This is a genomic window from Rhizobium sp. BK538 (assembly GCF_014197575.1).
GTDB lineage: Bacteria > Pseudomonadota > Alphaproteobacteria > Rhizobiales > Rhizobiaceae > Rhizobium.
The window spans coordinates 1-24,322 of the sequence record NZ_JACIFT010000003.1 but is presented as its reverse complement, the minus strand read 5'-3'; the positions used below and the strand labels follow the sequence as shown (position 1 = coordinate 24,322).

At 61.3% G+C, this 24,322-nt stretch carries 23 protein-coding genes and 1 pseudogene; 15 read left to right on the top strand and 9 right to left on the bottom strand.

Annotated elements, in window-relative coordinates:
* The first annotated feature begins 34 nt into the window (after nt 1–34).
* Nucleotides 35–784 carry a TerC family protein gene (locus tag FHX09_RS04255; RefSeq protein WP_132589089.1) on the top strand — a complete coding sequence of 250 codons (750 nt, stop codon included), beginning with the start codon at nt 35–37 and terminating at the stop codon, nt 782–784.
* Between the two features lie 158 nt (nt 785–942).
* On the opposite strand, the gene FHX09_RS04250 is transcribed toward FHX09_RS04255, so the two are convergent.
* Nucleotides 943–1,491, bottom strand: coding sequence for a glutathione peroxidase (locus FHX09_RS04250; protein ID WP_165933069.1), 549 nt, complete (start codon nt 1,489–1,491; stop codon nt 943–945).
* Between the two features lie 135 nt (nt 1,492–1,626).
* Between FHX09_RS04250 and FHX09_RS04245 the strand changes: the two genes are divergently transcribed.
* A complete protein-coding gene (locus FHX09_RS04245; RefSeq protein ID WP_132589088.1) occupies nt 1,627–2,388 on the top strand; it encodes a DUF4239 domain-containing protein in 762 nt (253 codons plus the stop codon).
* A gap of 59 nt (nt 2,389–2,447) precedes the next feature.
* On the opposite strand, the gene FHX09_RS04240 is transcribed toward FHX09_RS04245, so the two are convergent.
* A complete protein-coding gene (locus tag FHX09_RS04240) occupies nt 2,448–3,488 on the bottom strand; it encodes an aldo/keto reductase (RefSeq protein ID WP_132589087.1) in 1,041 nt (346 codons plus the stop codon).
* Nucleotides 3,489–3,587: 99 nt separating this feature from the next.
* Between FHX09_RS04240 and FHX09_RS04235 the strand changes: the two genes are divergently transcribed.
* From FHX09_RS04235 to lysS, 4 genes are all read left to right on the top strand, one after another.
* Nucleotides 3,588–4,142: a TetR/AcrR family transcriptional regulator gene (locus tag FHX09_RS04235; protein ID WP_007802747.1), complete on the top strand. Its 555-nt coding sequence runs from the start codon at nt 3,588–3,590 to the stop codon at nt 4,140–4,142.
* 109 nt (nt 4,143–4,251) lie between these two features.
* Nucleotides 4,252–6,021, top strand: a complete 1,770-nt coding sequence (locus FHX09_RS04230; RefSeq protein WP_132589086.1) for an SLC13 family permease — start codon at nt 4,252–4,254, stop codon at nt 6,019–6,021.
* 188 nt (nt 6,022–6,209) lie between these two features.
* Nucleotides 6,210–7,667, top strand: a complete 1,458-nt coding sequence (gene gltX / locus FHX09_RS04225) for a glutamate--tRNA ligase (RefSeq protein WP_132589085.1) — start codon at nt 6,210–6,212, stop codon at nt 7,665–7,667.
* A gap of 13 nt (nt 7,668–7,680) precedes the next feature.
* Entirely contained in the window at nt 7,681–9,180 is a 1,500-nt protein-coding gene (gene lysS / locus FHX09_RS04220; RefSeq protein WP_183722928.1) for a lysine--tRNA ligase, read from the top strand.
* 64 nt (nt 9,181–9,244) lie between these two features.
* Here the strand turns inward: lysS and FHX09_RS04215 are convergent, their stop codons facing one another.
* Nucleotides 9,245–9,949, bottom strand: a complete 705-nt coding sequence (locus FHX09_RS04215; RefSeq protein WP_132589083.1) for a hypothetical protein — start codon at nt 9,947–9,949, stop codon at nt 9,245–9,247.
* 181 nt (nt 9,950–10,130) lie between these two features.
* On the opposite strand from FHX09_RS04215, the gene FHX09_RS04210 reads away from it, so the two are divergent.
* From FHX09_RS04210 to FHX09_RS04175, 8 genes and pseudogenes are all read left to right on the top strand, one after another.
* Entirely contained in the window at nt 10,131–11,039 is a 909-nt protein-coding gene (locus FHX09_RS04210; protein ID WP_132589082.1) for a LysR family transcriptional regulator, read from the top strand.
* 132 nt (nt 11,040–11,171) lie between these two features.
* Nucleotides 11,172–12,332, top strand: coding sequence for an ABC transporter substrate-binding protein (locus tag FHX09_RS04205; RefSeq protein WP_132589225.1), 1,161 nt, complete (start codon nt 11,172–11,174; stop codon nt 12,330–12,332).
* A gap of 201 nt (nt 12,333–12,533) precedes the next feature.
* Nucleotides 12,534–13,520, top strand: a complete 987-nt coding sequence (locus tag FHX09_RS04200; protein ID WP_132589081.1) for an ABC transporter ATP-binding protein — start codon at nt 12,534–12,536, stop codon at nt 13,518–13,520.
* A complete protein-coding gene (locus FHX09_RS04195) occupies nt 13,517–14,491 on the top strand; it encodes an ABC transporter permease (RefSeq protein WP_184449320.1) in 975 nt (324 codons plus the stop codon). Before FHX09_RS04200 ends, FHX09_RS04195 begins: the two co-directional genes overlap by 4 nt.
* Nucleotides 14,481–15,296, top strand: coding sequence for an ABC transporter permease (locus tag FHX09_RS04190; protein ID WP_132589079.1), 816 nt, complete (start codon nt 14,481–14,483; stop codon nt 15,294–15,296). The genes FHX09_RS04195 and FHX09_RS04190 overlap by 11 nt, the downstream gene beginning before the upstream one ends.
* A gap of 141 nt (nt 15,297–15,437) precedes the next feature.
* Nucleotides 15,438–16,506: pseudogene (locus FHX09_RS04185) on the top strand (IS110 family transposase).
* A 270-nt stretch (nt 16,507–16,776) separates the two neighbouring features.
* Complete coding sequence (locus FHX09_RS04180; protein WP_132595267.1) at nt 16,777–18,204, top strand: gamma-aminobutyraldehyde dehydrogenase; 1,428 nt, start codon at nt 16,777–16,779, stop codon at nt 18,202–18,204.
* A gap of 135 nt (nt 18,205–18,339) precedes the next feature.
* Nucleotides 18,340–18,513, top strand: coding sequence for a DUF1328 domain-containing protein (locus tag FHX09_RS04175; RefSeq protein ID WP_007802774.1), 174 nt, complete (start codon nt 18,340–18,342; stop codon nt 18,511–18,513).
* Here the strand turns inward: FHX09_RS04175 and FHX09_RS04170 are convergent.
* The 3 genes from FHX09_RS04170 to FHX09_RS04160 all read right to left on the bottom strand — a co-directional run bounded on the left by FHX09_RS04170 (nt 18,510) and on the right by FHX09_RS04160 (nt 21,258).
* Nucleotides 18,510–19,715: an adenylate/guanylate cyclase domain-containing protein gene (locus FHX09_RS04170; protein ID WP_184449316.1), complete on the bottom strand. Its 1,206-nt coding sequence runs from the start codon at nt 19,713–19,715 to the stop codon at nt 18,510–18,512. The two genes, FHX09_RS04175 and FHX09_RS04170, sit on opposite strands and share 4 nt — an antisense overlap.
* 71 nt (nt 19,716–19,786) lie before the next feature.
* Nucleotides 19,787–20,461, bottom strand: a complete 675-nt coding sequence (locus FHX09_RS04165; RefSeq protein ID WP_132595271.1) for a DUF1345 domain-containing protein — start codon at nt 20,459–20,461, stop codon at nt 19,787–19,789.
* 65 nt (nt 20,462–20,526) lie between these two features.
* Nucleotides 20,527–21,258, bottom strand: a complete 732-nt coding sequence (locus FHX09_RS04160) for an SDR family oxidoreductase (RefSeq protein ID WP_007802780.1) — start codon at nt 21,256–21,258, stop codon at nt 20,527–20,529.
* Nucleotides 21,259–21,470: 212 nt separating this feature from the next.
* Here FHX09_RS04160 and FHX09_RS04155 point away from each other — a divergent pair, with 212 nt between their 5' ends.
* Entirely contained in the window at nt 21,471–22,307 is an 837-nt protein-coding gene (locus tag FHX09_RS04155; RefSeq protein WP_183722892.1) for an amidohydrolase, read from the top strand.
* A 71-nt stretch (nt 22,308–22,378) separates the two neighbouring features.
* Here FHX09_RS04155 and FHX09_RS29630 read toward each other — a convergent pair whose 3' ends face one another.
* The 3 genes from FHX09_RS29630 to FHX09_RS30275 are packed head-to-tail and all read right to left on the bottom strand — an operon-like array spanning nt 22,379 to nt 23,588.
* Complete coding sequence (locus tag FHX09_RS29630; protein WP_246699390.1) at nt 22,379–22,663, bottom strand: group II intron maturase-specific domain-containing protein; 285 nt, start codon at nt 22,661–22,663, stop codon at nt 22,379–22,381.
* On the bottom strand, nt 22,660–23,115 hold the full coding sequence (locus tag FHX09_RS30280; RefSeq protein ID WP_281414860.1) for a reverse transcriptase domain-containing protein: 456 nt from the start codon (nt 23,113–23,115) through the stop codon (nt 22,660–22,662). The genes FHX09_RS29630 and FHX09_RS30280 overlap by 4 nt, the downstream gene beginning before the upstream one ends.
* A gap of 26 nt (nt 23,116–23,141) precedes the next feature.
* Entirely contained in the window at nt 23,142–23,588 is a 447-nt protein-coding gene (locus FHX09_RS30275; RefSeq protein ID WP_281040973.1) for a reverse transcriptase domain-containing protein, read from the bottom strand.
* Nucleotides 23,589–24,322: the final 734 nt, after the last annotated feature.

Below are 24,322 nucleotides of genomic sequence, written 5' to 3'. Positions count from 1 at the left end.
GTCAAATCTATGTGGCGCAAGGGGATATACGCCAATGCAAGACATCATGATGCTCGTTCAGGACCCGGCCGCCTGGGTGGCCCTCGTCACCCTCGTGGTGATGGAAGTGGTCCTCGGGATCGACAACCTCATCTTCATCTCTATTCTCACCAACAAGCTGCCGCCTGAGCATCGCGAGAAAGCACGAAAGGTCGGCATTGGCCTCGCCCTTGTGATGCGACTTGCCCTCCTTGGCACCATTGCCTGGATCGTGAAGCTGACGACGCCAATCTTCGAACTGTTCGGCCACGGCTTCTCCTGGAAGGACATCATCCTGATCGCCGGCGGTCTCTTCCTGCTCTGGAAGGCGACGAAAGAAATCCACCACAACGTCGATCCGGCCGATCACGACGAGGATTTCATTGCCACGGCAGCGACGGCCGGCTTTACGGCCGCGATCGGCCAGATCCTGTTGCTCGACCTCGTCTTCTCGGTGGATAGCATCATCACCGCCGTCGGCATGACGCCGCATCTGCCGATCATGGTCGTCGCTGTGATTGCAGCCGTGACCGTCATGCTGGTCGCGGCAACGCCGCTCGCGAACTTCATCGAGAGGAACCCGACTATCGTCATGCTGGCCCTCGCCTTCTTAATGATGATCGGCACGACCCTGATCGCCGAGGGCATGGGCTTCCACGTGCCGAAGGGCTACGTCTACGCTGCAATGGCCTTCTCAGCATTGGTGGAGGTGCTCAACATGCTCGCCCGCAACGCCCGTCAGCGAAAGAAGGCCGGCGGACACTAACCGCCGACTGGCCTGCAGAATCAAGGCGCGCGGCCAAACCCAGCCGCGCGCCTAAGCATATCCCCAAGCGCCAGTGATTGCTCCAACGGCGTCGATTTCATCATCGACATTCTGACGGCGCGGCAGTCGTTCCGGCGCAATAGCCGCGCAGACCGGCCTCAGGCGGTCTTTGCAAGCTCCTTGTCGATCGCCGAGACCAGCCGCTGGTCCTCGGCAGTCACATCCGGCGCAAATCGCGCAGCAACCTTGCCATCGCGACCGATCAGGAACTTTTCGAAGTTCCAGAGGATTTCATTGTTGTCGCCGGTCGCAAGGCCGTTGTTGCGCAGCCGCTCCCGCATCGGGCCTTCGCCAACGGCGGTCTCGACAGCGGCCGTCAGCTGCTGGTAAAGCGGATGCTGGTCCTCGCCCTTCACCGAAATCTTCGAGAAGATCGGAAACTTGACGTCATACGTCAGGGTGCAGAATTCAATGATCTCGGCATCCGTGCCCGGCTCCTGCCCCTTGAAATTGTTCGCCGGAAAGGCGGCAATCACGAAACCACGCTCGCGCTTGTCCTCATAGAGCTTCTCGAGCCCTTCATATTGGACTGTCAGGCCGCATTTGGAGGCCACATTGACGACCAGGATCACCTTGCCGCGGTGATCATTCAGCGTCGTCTCGCGACCATCAGCCAGCTTCACGGGTATATTCAAAAGATCAGTCATCACCATCTCCAGCGTGAATTTCGCCGCGGAAGCTATACCCCCCCATGCGTTTGTCCAGCGGGCAGATGCAGTCCACTGGCAAAATCAATCAAAACAGCTAGTTTGGCCCGAGAGCACGGGAGGGCGCGACGGAAGATGGTGCCGGAATTGCTGGTGGCGGTCGTTGTCTTCGCTTTGCTTATGACAGCCTCGATCGGAACGATGCTGACCTACTCGAAGCTGCCGGTGCATCACCGTCAGGACGAAACCAATACCGTCGTCCGGCTGGTCGCCAACATTTTCGTCGTCATGACCTCTCTGGTCTTTGGCTTGATGATTAATTCCTCAAAGAACACCTTTGCCGAGATCGACAAGAATGTGCACGCCTTCGCAACGCAGATCATCCTTCTCGATCGAACCCTGCGCACCTATGGCCTCGAAGCCAACGAAACCCGTAAGCGTCTGGAAAAATACGTCGAAAAGGCCCTGACCAATCCGGCCCGCGCCGCCCCCGACCCATTGGTTAAAAGTGACCGCACGACCGAATTTGCACTCAATGCCGTCGGAGACAGTCTTTCGCTGATCAGGCCGTCCGACCCAGGGCATGTTGCACTCTGGAACGACGCCCGCCAGCAGTACCAAAGGATCGTCGAGCAGCGCTGGGTTATCGTCGAACAGTCGGAAGGTGTCATTCCAAGGCCGCTCATCAGCATGCTGACAGCGTGGCTGACCTTGATCTTTGCCAGCTTCGGCTATCGCGCGCCGAGAAATATCATCGTCGTCGTGATGTTCACCATCTCCGCGCTTCTCATATCGCTATCAATCTTCGTCGTGCTGGATATGGACATCCCGTTCGCGGGCTGGATCCAGATCTCCGACACGCCTCTTCACAGGGCGCTGGCCGAGCTCCGGCAATAGCAATTCCGAAATGCCGCGCCGCCTTGAACAAGACAGCACGCCTGACTCTGCAATCAAACTCAGCGGACAGCAACCGTCGGCCAATCGATGAGATCGGCCTTGGCTCCGGCAAGCGTCTCGCGGCTGCGGGACACGACGTCGTGGGGGAAGCCGAGCGGCATGGCGCTCGCGTCGTCGAGGCGCCGGACCTGATCTTGAGTAAGCTTCACGTCGAGCGCTGCGAGGTTGTCGGAAAGCTGCGCTGCCGTGCGCGGTCCGATGATCGGGAGCGTGCCCTTGTGCAGTACCCAGGCAATAGCCACCTGGCCGGCCGGCACGCCGGTTTCCTCGGCGATGGCAAGCACGGCGTCGACCGTTGCCGTCTTGCGCGCATCGCTCTCGGAGTGGATGACGACGCCGAGCCCCTGCTTGCGGCCGGTTTCGCCCTTGCGGTACTTACCGGTCAGCAACCCACCGCCGAGCGGCGACCAGCCGACGGTGCCAAGACCAAAGGCCGCCGCCATCGGCAGAAGTTCGCGCTCGGCCGTGCGCTCGACAAGGCTGTATTCCAACTGCAGAGCCGACAGCGGCGCCCAGCCGCGCAGTTCCGCAAGCGTGGCACCCGTCGCCACCCGCCAGGCCGGAAAGTCTGAAAGGCCAGCATAGAGAATCTTGCCCGAGCGGACGAGATCGTCGAAACCGCGCATGATCTCGTCGATCGGTGTCACGGCATCCGGCATGTGTGCCCAGAGGAGATCGATCCGATCGGTGCCGAGCCGTTTCAGGCTTGCCTCCACCGACTGCACCATGGCCTTGCGGCTGTTGCCGGTACCCTGCAGCCCCGCCCCATGACGATCGCCAAGCGAGAACTTCGTCGCCACGACGATGTCGTCGCGGTCACTGGCGATGAATTCGCCAAGCATCGTTTCCGACTGGCCGAATTGGTACTGGTCGGCCGTGTCGACAAAGTTGCCGCCGGCATTGCGGTAACCATCGAACACGACCTTGGCTTCTTCTCGGCCCGATCCGTAGCCCCAGCCCGTTCCAAAGTTGCCAGTGCCGAGTGCCATGCTGGAGACGCGAAGGCCGGTCCGGCCGAAGATCCTGTAGCGCATTGTCATTGCCTTCCCTCATCTATTTTTAAATGACGGTCGTCATTCATTTGCATTTAAATGACGGACGTCATATAATTTGTCAAGAGCAGATGATGAGAACCTAGAATGCGCCCGACCAAGGAACAGGCAAACCAAAACCGCCAGCGGATCGTCGACACGGCCGGCCGGCTGTTTCGCGAGAAGGGAATTCACGCTGTCGGCGTCGATGAAGTCATGAAGGGCGCCGGGCTGACGCATGGCGGCTTCTACGGCCACTTCAAGTCGAAGGGCGACCTCGCCGCGGAGGCGGTCAGCCACGCCTTGCAGGAGAGCCTGCGCACCGAGCCTGCCTATGCCACACTCGGTGCCTTGGCGAAGAATTATCTGTCGAAGGCTCATCGCGATGCGGCCGAGAACGGCTGCACCGTCGCGGCTCTTGGCCCCGAAATCGCCCGTCTCCCGAAGGGACAGCGTGGCGGCATCGCCGACTACGTTCGTGCACGCATCGAGCAGGTTGAACAAATCCAGACGCAGCAAGGCGAAACGGTCGATCGCGGCAAGGCCATAGCCGATCTCTCAAGCCTCGTCGGGGCTCTCGTCATGGCGCGTGCCGTCGACGATCCTGCCCTCTCCGACGAAATCCTCGCGCAAACCATCTGCGTCCTTTCCGAGCAGGACTAGGAACTTTTGCACTCGGCGCAGCATTGATTAGTCCGGGAAGGCTTACAGATACCAATGCGGCGGGCAGCCGCCCGTTGTCCGTCGCCCAGCCTCAAGTCGCCGGAGTCGCATGACAACGCATCAGATCCTCGCCTTCGGCGTCATCGGCCTGATGATGGCAGTCTTCATCTGGGACCGATTCCGCTATGATCTGGTTGCCTGCTGCTCGCTTGTCCTGGCGGTGGCGGTCGGCATCGTTCCATTCGATAGGGCATTTTCGGGTTTCAGCGATGACATCGTCATCATCGTCGGCAGTGCGCTTATCGTCAGCGCCGGCGTCGCGCGCTCGGGAATCGTCGATACGACGATCAAGCGCTTCTTCCCCAACCTGAACAAGCTGCATGCGCAGCTCGCCCTGCTGCTCATTGTCGTCGCGGTTCTTTCCGCCTTCATCAAGAACATCGGCGCGCTTGCGATCATGATCCCGGTCGCTTTCCAGTTTGCCCGCAGAACCGGGAGATCGCCATCGCTCTACCTGATGCCCATGAGCTTTGCCGCCCTTCTCGGCGGGCTGATGACCCAGATCGGCACCTCGCCGAACATCGTGGTCTCTCGGCTTCGCGGCGAGATTACCGGCGCGCCCTTCACCATGTTCGACTTCACGCCCGTCGGCGCGACGCTCACGCTGGTCGGTATTGTCTTTCTGATCTTTTTCCGCCGGCTCGTTCCCGAGCGGCAGAACGAGAACCCGTCGCTGGAGGAAGCGCTGGACTTTAAGAACTACTTCTCCGAAGCGACGGTGGTGGAGGGCTCGGGCTTTGAGGGCATGGAACTCAACGGCATCCTGCAGCTCGGCGATGGAGAAGTGGTCGCAACGGCAATCCTGCGCGGGCATTCGCGTCTCTCACCATTCCCTGACATCCTCCTGAAAGCAGGAGACACGATCCTACTGGAGGGGCGCCCGGAGGCGCTCGACCGCGTCGTTTCCAACGCCAAACTCAAGCTTGCCGGCAAGCCGATACCCGAGGCGAAAGACGAGGGAGACGTCACCTCCATCGAAGCCGTCGTCTCGTCGGAGTCTGTGCTGATCGGCTGGTCCGCGCGGCAGCTCTCACTGTGGAACCGTCGTCGGATCAACCTGCTTGCCGTCAGCCGCCACGGCCACCGGCTGACGGAGCGGCTGAGCGAAGTGACGCTGCGCGCCGGCGATGTGCTTGTGCTGCAGGGCAGCCGCCGAAACCTGCCTGCCTTCCTGCAGGAATTCTCGTGCCTTCCCTTGGCCCAACGCGACATCATGCTCGGCACGCCGCGCAGGGCCTATATGCCGCTGCTGATCCTCGCGGCCGCGATGGGTGTAACGGCGGCCGGAATGGTCCCGGTTTCGGTTGCCTTCTTCTGTGCGGCGCTGGCGATGGTCGTCTTCCGGGTGATCCCGCTCGCCGAAGTCTACAAAGCGGTGGACGGGCCAATCCTGATTATGCTTGCGGCCTTGATCCCCGTCTCCGACACATTGCGAACGTCCGGTGGCAGCGATCTGATTGCCAGATGGCTTGGCCACTTTGCGGCCCAGATGCCGCCCTACGGGGCATTGGCGCTGATCCTGATTACCGCCATGGCGGTGACACCGTTCCTCAACAATGCGGCGACGGTCCTGGTCATGGCGCCGATTGCGGCGAGCTTTGCCCAAACGCTCGGCTATAGGCCTGAGGCTTTCCTGATGGCGGTCGCCATCGGCGCCGGCTGCGATTTCCTGACCCCGATCGGCCACCAGTGCAACACGCTGGTCTTCGGTCCCGGCGGCTATCGCTTCAGCGATTACCCCCGTCTCGGCCTGCCGCTGTCCTTCATCATCGTCCTCTTCAGCGTACCCGCGCTGCTTTATGTCTGGCCCGTCCACTGACACGATTGCCCATTTTCCTTGACGCGCGCGGTCGAATATGGCCTTAAGGCCAGCCAAATGGGCAATCGGCGATGAACGGGGGCAACGCCCTTTTCCGGCCGGTTTCCTGATCCAGTTATCTGCATTCCTTCCGGCCGAGCGTCGCTTTCTCTGGAAAGCCGCCCGGCATCATTTGACGGGCACATAAAATGACAGTTTCCGGCGTCCGCGTCCGCATTGCTCCCTCGCCGACCGGCGAGCCGCATGTCGGCACTGCTTATATCGCACTCTTCAATTATCTTTTCGCTAAGAAGAACGGCGGCGAGTTCATCCTGCGCATCGAAGACACCGATGCCACGCGCTCGACCCCGGAATTCGAGACGAAGGTGTTGGACGCGCTGAAATGGTGCGGCCTCGAATGGAAGGAAGGCCCGGATATCGGCGGCCCCTATGGCCCCTACCGCCAGTCCGACCGCAAGGACATCTACACCCCCTACGGCCAGGAATTGCTGGACAAGGGCCATGCCTTCCGCTGTTTCTGCACGCCCGAGCGTCTGGAAAAGATGCGCGAAGAGCAGCGCGCCGCCGGCAAGGCACCGAAGTATGACGGTCTCTGCCTGAAATACTCGGCCGAAGAAGTCAGCGCCAAGATGGCAGCTGGCGAAGGCTCGGTCATCCGCATGAAGATCCCGACCGAGGGCTCCTGCGACTTCACCGACGGCGTCTATGGCGATGTCAGCATTCCGTGGGATTCGGTCGACATGCAGGTCCTGATTAAGGGCGACGGCATGCCGACCTATCACATGGCAAACGTCATCGACGACCATCTGATGAAGATCACCCACGTCGCGCGCGGCGAAGAGTGGCTGGCATCGGTGCCAAAGCACATCCTGCTTTACCGCTATTTCGGCTGGGAACAGCCGGTGTTCATGCACCTGTCGCTGATGCGCAACGCCGACAAGTCGAAGCTGTCGAAGCGCAAGAACCCGACCTCGATCTCCTATTACTCCGCTCTCGGCTATATCCCGGAAGCGCTGATGAACTTCCTCGGCCTGTTCTTCGTGCAGATCGCTGAAGGCGAAGAGCTGTTGACGATGGACGAGCTCTCCGAGAAGTTCGACCCCGAGAACCTCTCCAAGGCCGGCGCGATCTTCGACATCCAGAAGCTCGACTGGCTGAACGGCCGCTGGATCCGCGAGAAGCTGTCAGAAGAGGAATTCCAGGCCCGCGTGCTCGACTGGGCAATGGAGAACGACCGCCTGAAGGCCGGTCTTCGCCTGTCGCAGTCGCGTATCTCCAAGCTCGGCGAATTGCCCGATCTCGCCGGCTTCCTGCTGAAATCCGATCTCGGCGTCGATCCTTCGGCCTTCGCCAAGATCAAGTCGCCGCCGGAAGAGATCCTCGAGATTCTCAACACCGTTCAGCCGGACCTCGAAAAGATCCTCGAATGGAACGTCGAAACGATCGAGGCTGAACTGCGCGCGATTGCCGAGCGCATCGGCAAGAAGCTAAAGGTCGTTGTAGCACCGCTCTTCGTTGCCGTTTCCGGCTCGTCGCGCTCGCTGCCGCTCTTCGACTCTATGGCTATCCTTGGTCGCTCCGTCGTGCGCCAGCGGCTGAAACTAGCCGCCCAGGCAGTCGCTTCCCTCGTCGGCCCGAAGAACTGAACCGGACGTTTGCATCATGACCGAAAAGACCGAAACAGCGACCCTTTCCTCAGACGCAACCGAAGTCCGTGCCCAGAAGCTGAAGCTGCTGCGCGAGCAGATCGGCGACGTCTATCCGGCGCATTTCCACCGGACCATGACCAATGCCGAACTGGCGGAGAAGTACAAGGACCTCGAATCAGACGTGGAGACGCAGGATATCGTGACCGTCGCCGGCCGCGTCTATTCCTCCCGGAACTCCGGCATGTTCATGGATATTCATGACGCCTCCGGCAAGATACAGATCTTCAGCCACAAGGATGTGACGCCCGAGGAAGCGCGCAACATGCTTGCGATGATCGATATCGGCGACATCATCGGCGTGACGGGCACCGTGCGCCGCACCAAGCGCGGCGAGTTGTCGATCAACGCCCGCGAAATCATCATGCTGACGAAGTCGCTGCTACCGATGCCGGAGAAGTGGCACGGCGTTTCCGACGTCGAAATCCGCTATCGCAAGCGTCATCTCGACATCATGACCAACGAGGAATCGAAACTGCGCTTCCAGCAGCGTTCGAAGATCGTCTCCGGCATCCGTCGCTTCATGGAAAACGACGGCTTCATGGAAGTCGAGACGCCGATGCTGCATTCGGTCTATGGCGGCGCCACCGCCGAGCCGTTCAAGACGCATCACAACACGCTGAAGCTCGACATGTACCTGCGCATCGCGCCGGAACTGTTCCTGAAGCGTACGCTGGTTTCCGGCCTCACCGACAAGGTGTTCGAGATCAACCGCAACTTCCGCAACGAAGGCGTCTCGACCCGGCACAATCCTGAATTCACGATGATGGAGTGCTACTGGGCCTATGCCGACTACGAGGACATCATGGACCTCGTCGAGCGGCTGTTCGAAAGCCTGGCGCTGTCGATCCACGGCACGACGGAATTCCCCTTCGGCGACAAGACGATCTCCTTCAAGGGGCCATTCAAGCGCGTCCCGATGCCCGATGCCGTCAAGGAAGTCACCGGCATCGACTTCCTCGCCATCAAGACCGACGAGGAAGCCCGCGCCGCCGCCAAGGCTGCCGGCTTCGCGGTCGAGAAGGATTGGACCTGGGGCGAATGCCTTGCCTTCATCTTCGAGGAGAAGGTCGAGGCAACGCTCATCCAGCCATCGCACGTCACGCATTTCCCGAAGGACATCTCGCCCTTCGCCAAGGAAGTGCCGGGGGAGCCGCGCCTCGTCGAACGCTTCGAGACTTATTGCAACGCCTGGGAACTCGGCAACGCCTTCTCGGAACTCAACGATCCGGAAGAACAGCGCCGCCGCATGGTCGAGCAGCTGGAGCAGGCTCATGCCCGCGGTGAAAAGGAAAAGCAGCTGGACGACGAATTCCTCGATGCGATCGACCAGGGCATGCCGCCGGCCGGTGGCCTCGGCATCGGCGTCGACCGTCTGATCATGCTCCTGACCGACGCCCCGTCGATCCGCGACGTCATTCTTTTCCCGGCTCGCCGCAGCAAGGCTGACTGACCCGGCTCATATGGAATAGAAAAGGCGGCGGCCCGCTGGGCTCGCCGCCTTTTTTTTCGAAACGTTAGTGACCGGCAGCCGGTGCCGCTTTCTCCGCCGCAGGCGCCGAGCCGTGCCCGCCGCCCTCGGCCGGCTTTTCTTCCTTCGCCGCTTCTATCGTCTCATCCTTGCTCTCGCCACCCTTCGTGGCAGCGACAGCGATCAGATCGATACAGTCGGAGTATTCCTTGAAGGATGCGTTCAGGGCGGTGATTTCTTCTTCAGGCAAATCGACGCGTTCGCCGAAGAACAGCCCATTGGCGGCAGCCGACCCGTCGTAATAGCGGGCGGTGTACGTCTTGGCCTCCGCGCTTTCGAGGACGGGATCGGGATGTGGAATGTAGACGACGTCGGCGCCTATCGCCCGGCCGCGAATGTCGGATCGCAGCGTCGGCCCATTGGTATCGAGGACGACGACCTGCACCAGATCCGGCTTCTGCGCGTCGTAGACCGCCTTGGCCACGCGAAGCGCAGTCTTGACCCGCGTCATGCCGTCGGTCGGCTCGGTCTTGATATATTTGCGGATCCAGACGCGGTTCTGCTTCTTGATGGTGACGAGATTGACATCGGTGCAGGAGAGACCGTTCGTCGTTTCTGCGGACAGGCCGAGGATCTTGTCTTTGCCGATATAAAGCGCGGCACCGCCGGAGACGCCCCCAAGGAGAGCGACTCCAGCGATGATAAACACCAATTTCCGGGAGGGCCGGAAGATGCGCAGTAGGGCCTTCACGCCAACTGCTCCGCCATTAACAAGCTCCAACGCAATACGAGTGGTTTCGACGCTAGAGAAATGACGTTTCCGAATACTTAAATGCGGCCTCCAAGTTTGCGTCAGTATGGGCTTAGTACCAAAAAAGGTCCAAGCTTTCCCTGTGCTTGCCAATATCCTCGCGGCCATGCTCTAACGACGCATGGCCTTCACGCTTCGCCAGATCCAGTATTTCGTCGCCGTCGCCGAGCAGGGCTCCGTAACGCGCGCTGCGCAGAACCTTTCGATCTCGCAATCCTCGGTTACGGAAGCCCTCAAGGAGCTGGAAACCGACCTCGGCGTCGAGCTCTTCGAGCGCCATCCGCGTGGCCTCACGATCACTCACAATGGCCATCAGTTCCTCCGTCATGCGACGAAAATCCTGGCGAGCGTATCGGATGCGCGCACCAGTTTCTCGGGCAAGGAGAACGAGCTCTCCGGCACGCTCAACATCGGTGTGACCTCGCTCGTCGCGGGCTACGTGCTCTCCGACCTCTTGGCCCGCTATCGCCGCGCCTGCCCCGGCGTCGAAGTCAGTGCCATCGAGGACAATGGCGGCTATCTCGAGCACCTGCTGGTCGGCGGCGAGCTGGATGTTGCGGTCATGGTCATCTCCAACCTGCGCGATCGCATGGCCTTGCAGGCGGAAATCCTGGAGACCTCGCCCTATCGTCTTTGGCTGCCCATGGGCCATCCACTCGTCTCCGCCGACATCATTTCCGTCGCCGATATCGCTCGCGAGCCGCTGATCATGCTGACGGTTGACGAAATCGAGGAGAACACCGGGAAGCTGCTGTCGGCGCTGGGCGCGCGCCCGCATGTCGCCTTCCGCACCCGCTCCGTCGAAGCAGTGCGCAGCCTGGTCGCCACCGGCGCCGGCGTGGCGCTTCTGCCCGATCTCGTCTACCGCCCCTGGTCGCTGGAAGGCGATCGCATCGAGAGCCGCGACGTGTCCGGCTCGCTGCCGGTCGTCCAGGTCGGCATGGTCTGGCGCAAGGGCTCCAGCCTGCCGCAGGCGGCGCGCGACTTCGTGGGCATTGCGGAAGCACTGCGATCCGGCCGACCTCGCTAGCCATTCAGTCGCGATATCGGAAATTCCGATATCGCCTTTCTGATAAATGAATTTGCGAAACCGGAAAATTCGGCGCATTTTTTCAACCGGGAACATAACGCTACGAAAAGTGGCACAACCGGGAGACAGATGATGAAATATCTTCTGAAATCGTGCACCACTGCCCTAGCGAGCCTAAGCTTGCTGACGCAGGTTGCCGCCGCCGAACCGCTGAAGGCATTGGGCAAGGGTGAGGGTGCGGTCAGCATTGTGGCCTGGGCGGGCTATATCGAACGCGGCGAAACCGACAAGAGCTACGACTGGGTCACCGCCTTCGAAAAAGAAACCGGCTGCAAGGTCTCCGTCAAGACCGCGGCAACCTCCGACGAAATGGTCTCGCTGATGAATGAAGGAGGCTTCGATCTCGTCACCGCCTCCGGCGATGCATCGCTTCGCCTGATCGCTGGCAAGCGCGTGCAGCCCATCAACACCGACCTAATCCCGAGCTTCAAGAACGTCGATCCGCGCTTGCAGAAGGGCGCTTGGTACACGGTCAACGACGTTCACTACGGCGTTCCCTACCTCTGGGGCCCGAACGTGCTGATGTACAACACCGATGCCTTCAAGGGTAAGGCACCGACCAGCTGGAAGGTCGTTTTCGAGGAGGAGACCCTTCCGGACGGCAAGTCCAACAAGGGTCGCGTTCAGGCCTATGATGGACCGATCTATGTCGCTGATGCCGCGCTCTACCTGATGGCTCACAAGCCGGACCTTGGAATCAAGGATCCCTATGAGCTAAACGAAGACCAGTACAAGGCCGCCCTCGACCTGCTGCGCGGCCAGCGCAAGCTCGTTTCGCGCTACTGGCACGACGCGATGATCCAGATCGACGACTTCAAGAACGAAGGCGTCGTGGCCGCCGGGTCCTGGCCGTTCCAGGTCAACCTGATGCAGGCCGACAAGCAGAAGATCGCCTCCACCTTCCCGGAAGAAGGCGTGACCGGCTGGGCTGACACGACCATGCTGCACGCCGACAGTCAACATCCGAACTGCGCCTACATGTGGATGGAACACTCGCTGCAGGCCAAGGTGCAGGGCGACGCCGCTGCTTGGTTCGGCGCCGTACCGTCCGTTCCCGCTGCCTGCAAGGGCAACGAGCTGCTGACCGACGGCGGTTGCGCCACCAACGGCTACGAAAACTTCGCGAAGATAAGGTTCTGGAGGACACCGACCGCGAAGTGCACGACGCAGAACGAATGCGTGCCCTATCATCGCTGGGTCTCGGACTATATCGGCGTGATCGGCGGACGATAATCCCGTCCGCAACCTCTTCTTCTCCTCGCTCGGGGAGAAACGCCCTGCGAGGGCAGACGAGGGGGCAACCGTGCAAAAGAGCGGACGTCAGCGCGGGGGCGCGATGACGGAACGCCGAGTTGTCCCCTCGTTGGAGCCTTCTGGGCCACCTTCTTCCCGCTGCGAAGAAGACAAAACAGACACCACATTCCGGAGCTTGTCATGACACCCGCCGTCCGTTTCCAAAAGGTCTCGCGCTATTTCGGGCAGGTCCGCGCCGTTGACGGCGTCGATCTCGAAATCGCGCCCGGCGAATTCTTCGCCATGCTTGGCCCTTCCGGATCCGGCAAGACCACCTGCCTGCGCCTGATCGCAGGCTTCGAGCAGCCGACGGGCGGTCACATCGAAATCTTCGGCGAGACGGCCGAGGGCATTCCGCCCTATCGCCGCAACGTCAATACCGTCTTCCAGGACTACGCGCTCTTCCCGCATCTCAATATCCTCGACAACGTCGCTTACGGGTTGATGGTCAAGGGCGTCGGCAAGGCCGAACGCACCAAAGCCGCTGAACAGGCGCTGGAACTGGTGAAGCTTCCCGGCTATGGCGCGCGCAGGCCCGGACAGCTTTCCGGCGGCCAGCGGCAGCGCGTGGCGCTCGCCCGCGCCCTCGTCAACAAGCCGAAGGTCCTCCTCCTCGACGAACCGCTCGGCGCGCTCGACCTGAAGCTGCGCGAGCAGATGCAGGAAGAGCTGAAGAGCCTGCAGCGCGCACTTGGCATCACCTTCATCTTCGTCACCCATGACCAGGGCGAGGCCCTGTCGATGGCCGACCACGTCGCCGTCTTCAACAATGGCGGCATCGTCCAGGAAGGCACCCCGCACGACATCTATCGCCGCCCGAAGACCCGCTTCGTGGCCGATTTCGTCGGGTCCTCCAATGTGATCGCACCCGATCTGATGACCTCGCTCGGCGGCGAGAAGCGTTGGGCGAGCCTACGCCCGGAAGCAATCCACCTCGCCGGCGAAGGCGTCGAGGCGCGCGTCGAGCATGCAAGCTTCCTCGGCTCGTCGACCCGCCTCTCGGTCGATATTCGCGGCAGCCGGCTGCACGTCATGCTGCCGGCCGGCGCCAACGTGCCGGATGTCGGCACAAGCGTCCGCCTCGCCTGGCAGCCCGTCGACGTGCATTACATGGATGACGCAGCATGACAGCGCTTGCCCTCGCCAAGCCGGCCCAATTGCGCGAAACCTCGATCCTTCCCGGTCGCGGCGGTTTCTTCGGCAGGCTCTCCGATGCCTTCTGGCGGCGTCCAAAGCTGCTGCTCTTCCTGATGCTGACACCGCCGCTGCTGTGGCTCGGCATCATCTACATCGGCTCGCTGATTGCGTTGCTCCTGCAGAGTTTCTTCTCGATCGATGATTTCTCCGGTGTGGTGAACTACGAGTTCACGCTCGCGACCTACGCGCAGCTGTTCAGTCCGACGAACTTCGACATCATCATCCGAACCATCGCCATGGCGGCGATCGTGACGCTGGCGTCTGCCATCATCGCCTTTCCCATCGCCTACTACGCCGCCCGCTATGCGCAGGGTAAATGGAAGGCGCTGTTCTATCTCGGTATCATGCTGCCGCTCTGGTCGAGCTATCTCGTGAAGATCTACGCGTGGAAACTCATTCTTGCCAAGGAAGGCATCCTGACCTGGATCTTCGCCAAGCTGCACCTCTCCTGGCTGCTCGACGGTGTCCTCAACCTGCCCGTTATCGGCGGCAATTCGCTGTCGGTCAGCTATCTCGGCACCTTTCTCGTCTTCGTCTATGTCTGGCTGCCCTACATGATCCTGCCAACGCAGGCAGCTCTCGAACGCGTCCCGGGCAACCTCATCGAGGCCTCGTCTGACCTCGGCGCGACGCCGAGCCAGACCTTCCGCACCGTGCTCTTCCCGCTGGCGCTGCCCGGTATCGTCGCAGGCTCGATCTTCACATTCTCGCTGACGTTGGGCGACTACATCATTCCGCAGATCATCGGTTCATCGCGCCTCTTCATTGGCCAGGCAGTCTATGCTCAGCAGGGAACGGCGGGCAACGTCCCGCTGGCTGCCGCCTTCTCCGTCGTGCCGATCGTCATCATGGCCATCTATCTCTGGCTAGCCAAGAAACAGGGGGCCTTCGATGCGCTCTGATCGTAACCAGTCCTCTCCGCTCCCTCTGAAGATCGCTGCCGCCGGCGGGCTGCTCTTCCTGCACCTGCCGATCCTCCTGATCTTCGTCTACGCCTTCACCACCGAGGAGAAGAGCTATCAGTGGCCGCCGCCGGGCCTGACGACGCAGTGGTTCGCCGTCGCGTGGAACCGCCCCGACCTCTGGGCAGCACTCGCTCTCTCCGTACAGGTCGCCGTAATCGCCACGGCCATCGCCCTGGTGCTCGGCACGCTTTGCGCCGCCGCTGTCAGCCAGACGAAGTTCTTCGGTCGTGAAGCGATCTCGCTTCTGGTCATCCTGCCGATCGCGTTGCCCGGCATTATCACCGGCATTTCGCTGCGCTCGGCCTTCAGCCTGTTCGACATCCCCTTCTCGGTCTGGACGATCGTGCTCGGCCACGCGACCTTCTGCGTCGTGGTCGTTTACAACAACGCCGTCGCCCGCTTCCGTCGCACCTCCGGATCGCTGATCGAGGCGTCGATGGATCTTGGCGCCGACGGCTTCCAGACCTTCCGCCACGTGATCCTGCCGAATATCGGCACGGCGCTCCTAGCCGGCGGCATGCTCGCCTTTGCGCTGTCGTTCGACGAAGTCATCGTCACCACCTTCACCGGCGGTCAGCAATCCACACTGCCAATCTGGATGCTCGAAGAACTCATCCGCCCGCGCCAGCGCCCGGTCACCAACGTGGTCGCAATGGTCGTCGTGCTCGTCACTTTCCTGCCGATCCTGGCAGCCTACTACCTCACCCGCGACGGCGATCAGGTCGCCGGAGCCGGCAAATAATGAGGGAGGTGACATGAAAGAGGTCGCCTCCGGAGAGAACGGATCACTGAGATGCAGGTGATGATTGAGGGACAGTCACGCTTCCGGCCTTTCGGCTTATCCTGTTGGGGTTTTGCAGATCTCAACAAGGGAGTTGGAAGCATGACTGCCTCATATGATTACCATATCGGCGTCGACTACCACAAATCCTACAGCCACCTGGTGGTGCAGGATTCGGGCGGCAAGACGCTCAGATCCGGCCGGGTGAAGAACGACCGCCAGTCGCTCGGCGGCTTTCTCGAGCGCTACCGGGAGAACAGCCACGCGGTGGTCGAGGCGACGCGCAACTGGATGGTGATGTATGACTGGCTCGACGACATTTGTGATGATGTCGTTCTCGCCCATCCATGGAAGGTCAAGGCAATTGCCGACGCCAAGATCAAGACCGACAAGATCGACGCGACGGTGCTGGCGCATCTGCTCAGAGCCGACCTGGTGCCGCAGGCCTGGGCACCGAGCGACAAGGCCCGCGAGCTGCGTGTCGCGCTGCGCGAGCGGATGTTTTACGTGCGGCTGCGGACGATGACAAAGAACCGGATCGTCACGGTGTTCGACCGCTATCCGGAGCAGACGGCGCAGTTGAAAAAGCTCGGTGACCTGTTCGGCAAGGCCGGCCGCGTCCAGCTTGCCCAGGTCAAGGTCTCTGAGATCGACCGCATCCAGATCGACCGCGGTCTCGCCTTCATCGGCGACATCGATGGGCGGATCAAGCAGTCGGAGGCGACGATCCGGGCAATGACCAAGGCCAATGCCAATGTGAAGCTATTGAGGACGATCCCCGGCATTGGCGAGTTCTTTGCAAGGTTGATCGATGCGGAGATCGACGACATCTCGCGGTTCCGCAACCCGAAGAAGCTCGCCGCCTATGCCGGGCTGGTGCCGTCGACCTATTCGAGTGGCGGCAAGACCTTCCACGGCAAGATCATCCGGCAGGGCAACAAGTGGCTGCGTTGGGCTTTCGTCGAGGCCGTCACACCTGCCATCGTCAGCAATGCGCAGCTTCGCGCCCAATACGAACACCTGAAGATCAGGGGAGTTAACAAGGCGCGTGTGGCCCTCGCGCGCAAGCTTTTGACGATCGCCTTCCAGATCCTGCGTGATCAGCGCGCTGACGAGCCGCGCGGCACCAGCCCCATGGAAGGCGCGGTCGGCGATATCCCGGTTGTCCTGATGACAGCCTAGCGAGCCCGGCAGGACTGGGCTGCGCTCCTCAAGGAGAATGGGAAACCGGGAGCCGAACGCCATTCTGTGACCGAAGCCAACGCATCAGGTCACGCATTGGAGATTGGTTCGAAAACCGCAGGACAGCAAAAGCTATTTGTCCGGCGGAAAGAAGGACTTTGCCGATCGGCACGAATGCCGGTCGAAACGTAACCGAACCCAAGGAAAAGCCGCCAGTTCGAGGCGTCTTGCCCCTTGTGTTCTTTCATTGGAGAACATCATGGACACCGCGATGCTGATTGGATCCCGCTTCGAAGCGGGCACGGAAACGGAAGAGCACATCCTGAACCCGAAGACGGGCGAGACGGTGCTTGACCTGCCGGAAGCCTCGCTTGGCCAGATCGACGCCGCCGTCGATGCCGCGGAAAGCGCCTTCAGGAGCTGGTCGCAGACGACGCCCGCTGAACGCTCGGGCTACCTCTTGAGGATCGCAGATGCGATCGAGAAGGACGCGCAAGGGTTTGCCGCACTCGAAGCGCTGAACTGCGGCAAACCGATCAACGCCGTGCTGAACGATGAAATACCTGCGATCGTCGATTGTTACCGCTTCTTTGCCGGTGCCGTCCGCAACCTGCACGGTCCGGTCGCCGGCGAGTATCTGCCGGGCCATACCTCGATGATCCGCCGCGATCCGGTCGGCATCGTTGGTTCGATTGCACCGTGGAACTACCCGCTGATGATGATGGCCTGGAAGCTGGCGCCCGCGATCGCCGGCGGCAACACTGTCGTCTTCAAGCCCTCCGAGCAGACGCCGCTGACCGCGCTGAAGATGGCCAAGCTGCTTGCCGATATCCTGCCCGAAGGCGTGGTCAACGTCGTCCTCGGCCGCGGCGAGAGCGTCGGCAATGCCCTGATCAACCATCCAAAGATCGGCATGGTGTCGATCACCGGCGATGTTGCCACCGGCAAGAAGGTGCTGCAGGCAGCCGCCAAGACCGTCAAGCGCACGCATCTGGAGCTCGGCGGCAAGGCACCGGTCATCGTCTTCGACGACGCCGATATCGACGCCGTCGTCTCAGGCATTCGCACCTTTGGCTACTACAATGCCGGCCAGGATTGCACCGCCGCCTGCCGCATCTATGCCGACGCCAAGGTCTACGACAGGTTCGTCGCCGACCTCTCCTCAGCCGTCTCCTCGATCAGGTTCAACCAGGCCGACGATACCGAAAACGAGATCGGCCCGCTGATTTCCAAGCGCCAGCGCGACCGCGTCGAGAGCTTCGTCACACGCGCTGCCGAACACAAGCACATGGAAATCACTACCGGCGGCAAGACTTCGGGCGAGAAAGGCTTCTTCTACACACCAACGGTCATCGCCGGCGCCACGCAGGACGACGAAATCGTTCGCCGCGAGGTGTTTGGCCCCGTCGTCTCGGTCACCCGCTTTACTGATGTCGAGGATGCCGTCACCTGGGCAAACGACAGCGATTATGGGCTCGCCTCCTCGGTCTGGACCAAGGACGTCAGCCGCGGCATGAAAACGGCCGCCCGACTGCAATATGGCTGCACCTGGATCAACACCCACTTCATGCTGGTCAACGAGATGCCGCATGGCGGCTTGAAGCAGTCCGGCTACGGCAAGGACATGTCGGTCTACGCGCTGGAGGACTACACTGCCGTCCGCCACGTGATGATCAATCACGGCTGAGCCGGAGCTGCCTCGCGCCGCCGCTGCAACACGCGGCGGCGTCCTTTCGGTTTCGGCCACACCTCGCCTTAAGCGATGTGGAACAATTTTCCTCGTACTTCGTCATCTACGCGATGAGCAGAAAGGAAAATTCCAATGCTTAAATGGGCCCTTATATTCTTCGTTGTTTCGCTAATCGCCGGTTTCTTCGGCTTCTCCGGCATATCGGCCGCAACGGCGACGATTGCTCGCGTTCTCTTCGGCATTGCGCTGGTGATCTTCCTGATCTTCCTCGTCCTGGCGCTGATCGCCGGCAATGCGGTGCTTTAGCCCGCGCGTTGTGCGGAAAAGAGAGGCACCGAATCCCTGAAGCCTTTCAGGGACACCGCGCCAAGGCCCTGGAAGGCAAGCCCGCGCGCCGATGCTTCAGCCGCAGCACGCGTATTGAAGCAAACAAGCGTCTGCGAAGGTCCCGCAAGGGCCGAAACGCGCGCTGCAAGGTTGACTGTCCGCCCGAAGATATCGCCGTCGCGCGGCACCACCTGTCCCGTCGCGACACCAACCGGCACCGGAGGTAACTCATCCGACCGACTTTGCTCCACCAACGAGAGCGATGCTTCCACGGCCGAGGCCGCATCCGGAAACAGCATCATCACGCCATCCCCCAGTGGCTTGATGATGCGCCCGTCGAAGCTGCGTGAAAGGCGTTGTGCGATCGCCTCGAACCGTGCGGCCTTTTCGGCGGCCGGCACATCGCCGATCTCCTGCGTTAGCCCCGCGAAGCCGGAGAGATGGGCGAAGGCGACAGCAGGCAAGCTCGCCTCGTCACCGGATTCCAAGCCGTGCTCGCGCAGAGCGTCGTGCAGCCTCCCGACAATATTGTCGAAAACCGCTTCTTCCAGCATCCGTCGCTGCAGCGGGAAGAGTATCCGCAAACCGATCCGCTGCAGCGCCAGCCGCTTGGCGGCAGAGATCTCCAGAAGCTTGTGGTAGCTCAGGCCGGCATTCAGCATGGGCTCCTCGACCTCACCGCGGAAGAGGTCGCGCATCGTGTCGACGCAGCGGCGAACCGAATGACCGAAGACGCGCAGCACCCGTTCCATCCCGGCGGCCGAGGCGCCGAGCTGCGTGCACTGCGCCACACGCTGGATGAACTCCACGTCGTCTTCGCGAAGCAGCTGATCCGCCTGAAGCGGCAGGCTGGCATTCGCCCTCAGAGCGTTCAGCATGTCGAGGTTGAGTTGTCCCGCCGTCACCTCGACCGAGACCGCCGCCTCGCTCATCGTCACCGGCTCGAATATCAACTGGCTTGCGAACTCAAACGAGAATATCTGCCGCTTCAATCCCTCGGCAAGAACATCGACGCCGATGCCAGCGTCCCGCAGCGCGAGGATCAGCCGAAGCCGGCTGACCTCGCTCGGCGCATAGCCGGTGACTCCAGGCGTGATGACCTGCAGGCGCTCGAGATCGCTGAGGCTGGCATCGTCGCAGCCGGCAAGCACCAACAATCTCTCGCGCGGCAACGCTTCCATGACAGCAACCTCTGGCGGCAGAGATTGCTTCATACATCAGATTGACGCGCCCCTCCACGCAGCCAAATGGGCTAGAGGAGGCTCGCCCCGACATTGATGGCAAGCGCCAGGATCGTCGTGTTAAAAAGGAACGACAGGATGGAATGCAGCAGCGTCAGCTTGCGCATGGTCACCGATGTTGTCACGACGTCGGCCGTCTGCGAGGCGACGCCGATAGTGAAGGAGTAGTAGAGGAAGTCCCAATAGACCGGCTCGTCATTGCCTTCCGGAAACTTCAGCCCTTCCCCCTTGTCCTCCCCGCCATAGAAGCGATGCGCGTAGTGTACAGTGAACAAGGTATGCAGGAATGCCCAGGAGATCAGAATCGTGACGATTGCACCAAGCGCTCGTACGAGTGCTTCGCCGGCCTCAGCCTCCTTGGCTGTATGAAGCTCCAGGGCGATGCCGGCGATGCTGGCGAGCGCCGCCAGGATCGAGAGTGCCAGCAGGAAGACGTCTGAAAAGTCGAGATCCTCCGCCCGCTTGCGGATGCTGGCAACGCTCGCACGCAACATCCGGCGCCAGGTGAGCGCCGTAAACACGATGGCGCTCACGTTCCAGCCGAAAATCAGGTTCTGCGGGTTGACCTGGCGACTGGTGAGCAGCAGGAACGTCACCAGCCCGGCGGCCACGGCAACGACGAACACCATGTGCTTGCGCACTTGCCCCATGAGCCGACTTTCCCGGTCCCCCGCACCTTCCGCCATCACTGTCCTACCGCTGCAAGATCGCCCCTTGATATCAGCTTGATGGCAGCGGGAGCAATATGATCTCAGCCGGTCCAGCCACCGTCGACGACATGGATCTGACCTGTCGTGAAGCCGGATTCGTCACCAGCGAGATAGGTCACGAGAGCAGCAATTTCCTCTGGGGTTGCGATGCGTCCCATCGGTTGGCGGGCGATGAAATCCTTCAGCGCCTTTTCGTAGTCGCCAGTGGCGCGCAGGCGATCGTGCAGAGAGGGGCTGTCCACCGTGCCGGGGCAGATCGCGTTGGCGCGGATGCCCTTGGCGACAAAGTCAGAGGCAATCGACTTGGTGAGACCGATCACGGCTGCCTTCGATGCACTATAGGCGAAACGATTGGGAACGCCCTTCACGCTGGAAGCAACCGAGGCCATGTTGACGATGGACCCCTTGCCCTTCTCCAGCATCCCGGGAAGGAAAGTACGGCAGGTCGTATACATCGCCTTGGCGTTCAGGTTGAAGGAGAAGTCCCAGTCCTTCTCGTCACATTCGAGGATCGAGCCGGCATGAACGAAGCCGGCGCAATTGAAGAGAACGTCGATCGGGCCGATCTCGGCTGCGAGGGCGCGGACGGCATCACCATCGAGCACGTTGAGAACGTGCTTCTCAGCGCCTTCCAGCGTGGAAAGCGTCTTTTCGTTGATATCGGTCGCATAGACATGCGCGCCAAGCGAAAGGAAGCGCTCAGCGCTCGCTCGACCGATACCCTGTCCTGCCGCCGTGATGACGACCTTCTTGCCTTCCAGACCGTGGCTCATACATCCTCCCAAAATTCCAGCGCTTGCGGCGCATTCATTCATATGCAAACAATATATTCAAATTGGCGTCAACCTGTATAAGCACGCTTCGCTCGCCGGAGAAACCCTAGTCGATCTCGTGCCGACGGGCATGGGAAATCTGACCATCAAGGTATCACCGCGCGGATACCGCAATTCGGCGCAGACAACATGGCATGAATGGGAGGAACCGCATGCTTTTCGATACACACCTGCACGTCGTCGATCGGCAGGCGCTCGACTATCCCTGGCTCTCCGGCGCGGGCGACCTCAACCGGGACAGTCTCTACGAGGACTACGCGCGTGATGCGATGCGCTGCGGCATCACCAATGTCTTGCATATGGAAGTCGACGTAGCACCCGCGCGCATCGATGACGAAACCAATTATGTCAGGGAGGTCAGTCGCCGCCCGGGCAGCCTGGTGCGCGGCGTCATCGCCGCCTGCCGGCCGGAGGAGCATGGATTTGCGGCTTGTCTCGAACGGTCACTTGCCGATCCCTTCGTGAAGGGGTTCCGCCGCGTTCTGCATGTGGCGCCCGACGATACAGCCGTACGGCCACTGTTCCGCGAAAACATCAAGCGGCTATCCACAACGCGCATGACGTTCGACCTCTGTGTCTTCCCGCATCAATTCGAAACCATCCTCGCGCTTGTCGATCATTGCCCGGATGTTCGCTTCATTCTCGACCATTGCGCCAACCCGCCGATCAAGGACGGCATGAGCGAAGTGTGGCGCAAGAGTGTCACGGAATTCTCGCGCCGCTCGAATGTGACCGCAAAGATCTCTGGCGTTATCGCGTATGGCGATCTCGAAAACTGGTCGGTCGACAGCCTGCGTCCCTATGTCGAGCATACGATCGAGAGCTTCGGCTGGGATCGCGTCGTCTGGGGCAGCGACTGGCCGGTTTGCACGCTGGGCGGCGGGTTGACACCCTGGGTCGCTGCCACCCATGCGCTGACAGCAGGCTGCAGCCCTGAGGAGCGCGACAAGCTCTATCAGGCCAACGCCAAGCGCATCTGGTCGATGTGAATCGAGTAGGAGGGAGCTTTTCGGCATCCCTCCTCCCACACCACCGTGCGAACGGTTCCGTACACGGCGGTTCATGAAGCGTTGTTTAGACGTCTGAGTTCCTGCTGGAGAGAGATCAGCCCGAGTTGGTCAAAGAAGGCCTTGCGGAAGGCATCGTTCATGTGGCTGGCCCCGGCATTCCACCAGGGGCCGCGGCCATTGCAGGCCGATTCACGGGCGCGCTGTTCCGTCAGACCCCGCTGCATCAACCGCATGGCCCGCGTGGCCGGTTCCTTCCATTGCCGCCACTGGATGCAGCGCAACCTGCGCCGCAGCCAGCCATCCAGCTCCTCAAGGATCCCCTTGCCTTCGGTCAGCCGGAAATAGGCAATCCAGCCACGCAGGATCGGGGTGAGGTCTTTGATGGTGGCACCAGGGCGCGACCGCGCCCCGTCCGGAAGGCCGCCTTTAGCTTCCCCTTGAACCTCGCCACGCTCGACGCCGCAATCCGTAGACGCGGCGCCTTGTGGAAGGTCATGCTATAGCCAAGGAACGTGCGCTTCCACGCTCGGTCGACGGCGCTTTTGGCACTATTGACCGTGAGCTTCAGCCGTTCGGCAAGGAAACGAGTAAGCGAAGCCATGACCCGCTCGCCGGCACGTTGGGACTGCACATAAACATTACAGTCGTCAGCGTAGCGGCAGAAGGCGTGGCCCCGCCGTTCCAGTTCCTTGTCGAGATCGTCAAGCAGGATATTTGACATCAGCGGCGAAAGGGGACCCCCTTGCGGGGTCCCTTCACGGCGTGCCGTTTCCATCCCACCCGTCATCAACCCAGCCTGCAGGTAGCGACGGATCAGTCATCGTGGTTCACTCGGTCAAAGAACTTCTCCAGATCAAGATCGACCACGAAACGGCGACCGTCGGCCACATGTGACCGAGCGGCGAGAACCGCGTCGTGAGCGCTCCGCCCCGGCCGGAAGCCGTAGGAGGAGGGGGAGAAATCCGGGGCGAAGATCGGCATCAGCACCTGATGCATCGCCTGCTGGATCAGCCGATCTAGACAGGTCGGGATGCCCAATTGCCGCATCCCTTTACCGCCGGGCTTGGGGATTTCCACCCCGCGCACCGGCGCCGGTCTGTAGCCGTCCACCAGCAGGTCTTCCCTGATGCGCGGCCAATGCTCCGCAAGGTATGGCTTCAATTGCTCGACAGACATCTTATCGATGCCCGGCGCACCCTTGTTCGCCATCACTCGGCGGTAAGCCGCCATCATGTTCTCGCGGCTGAGGATCATCTCCATCAGTCGCTCATTCGCCTCCGGTCGAGAGGATAACGGTCCTGCCGTGGTGTCTGATGCACCCAAGACCTGCCCTCGCGACTTCCGGCCGCTACTCCCAGCTTGGGCAGGAGCATCCCAACTCCGTCTTCTGCGTCTGTTCTTATCATCGACAGACCGGCCTCCGTCCGGCACTCCATGTTCAGCCCTTCGCCGCTTGGCCCGGCTACTACGGCATCTGCTGACTCCTGCCGCCCCATCCCGGCGCCTGGCGACGCCGGTAGCACATCTGCCGCCAGAGGCAGGTCGGCAGACCTCCCAGGGTAAGACGCGTGACCTTCGTGCCACATACCTGGCGCATCTACGGCCGCACCCTCCGGGTGATATCGGGCTTCGGGCTTCATTTCTCCCTCGCCCGGATGCGGACGCCTCAATGCGCTTCCTGTTCGTCAGGCCGGCACTTTGCTTACAACTTCCTTCAGACCCCGCCTCGCGACGACGCCCTTGCTGTTCGGCTAGCGGTTCCCATCACCAGGGCCCGCAGAGGACTTGCACCTCCAAGTCATCGACCGGATACCATCCAGGTCAAACGGTGCCCTCCCACCACGCGCCATGCCTGGCGCACAACGAAAAAGGGCGGTGCCGATGGCGCCGCCCTCAGAGCGCTGACAAACCCGTCGATTTTTCGGCGGGTTTTGTTTTTCGGATAGGATTTTTCTGGCTGCAGGATTTCTGGCGGAGGAAAGTCGGGTCGTTCC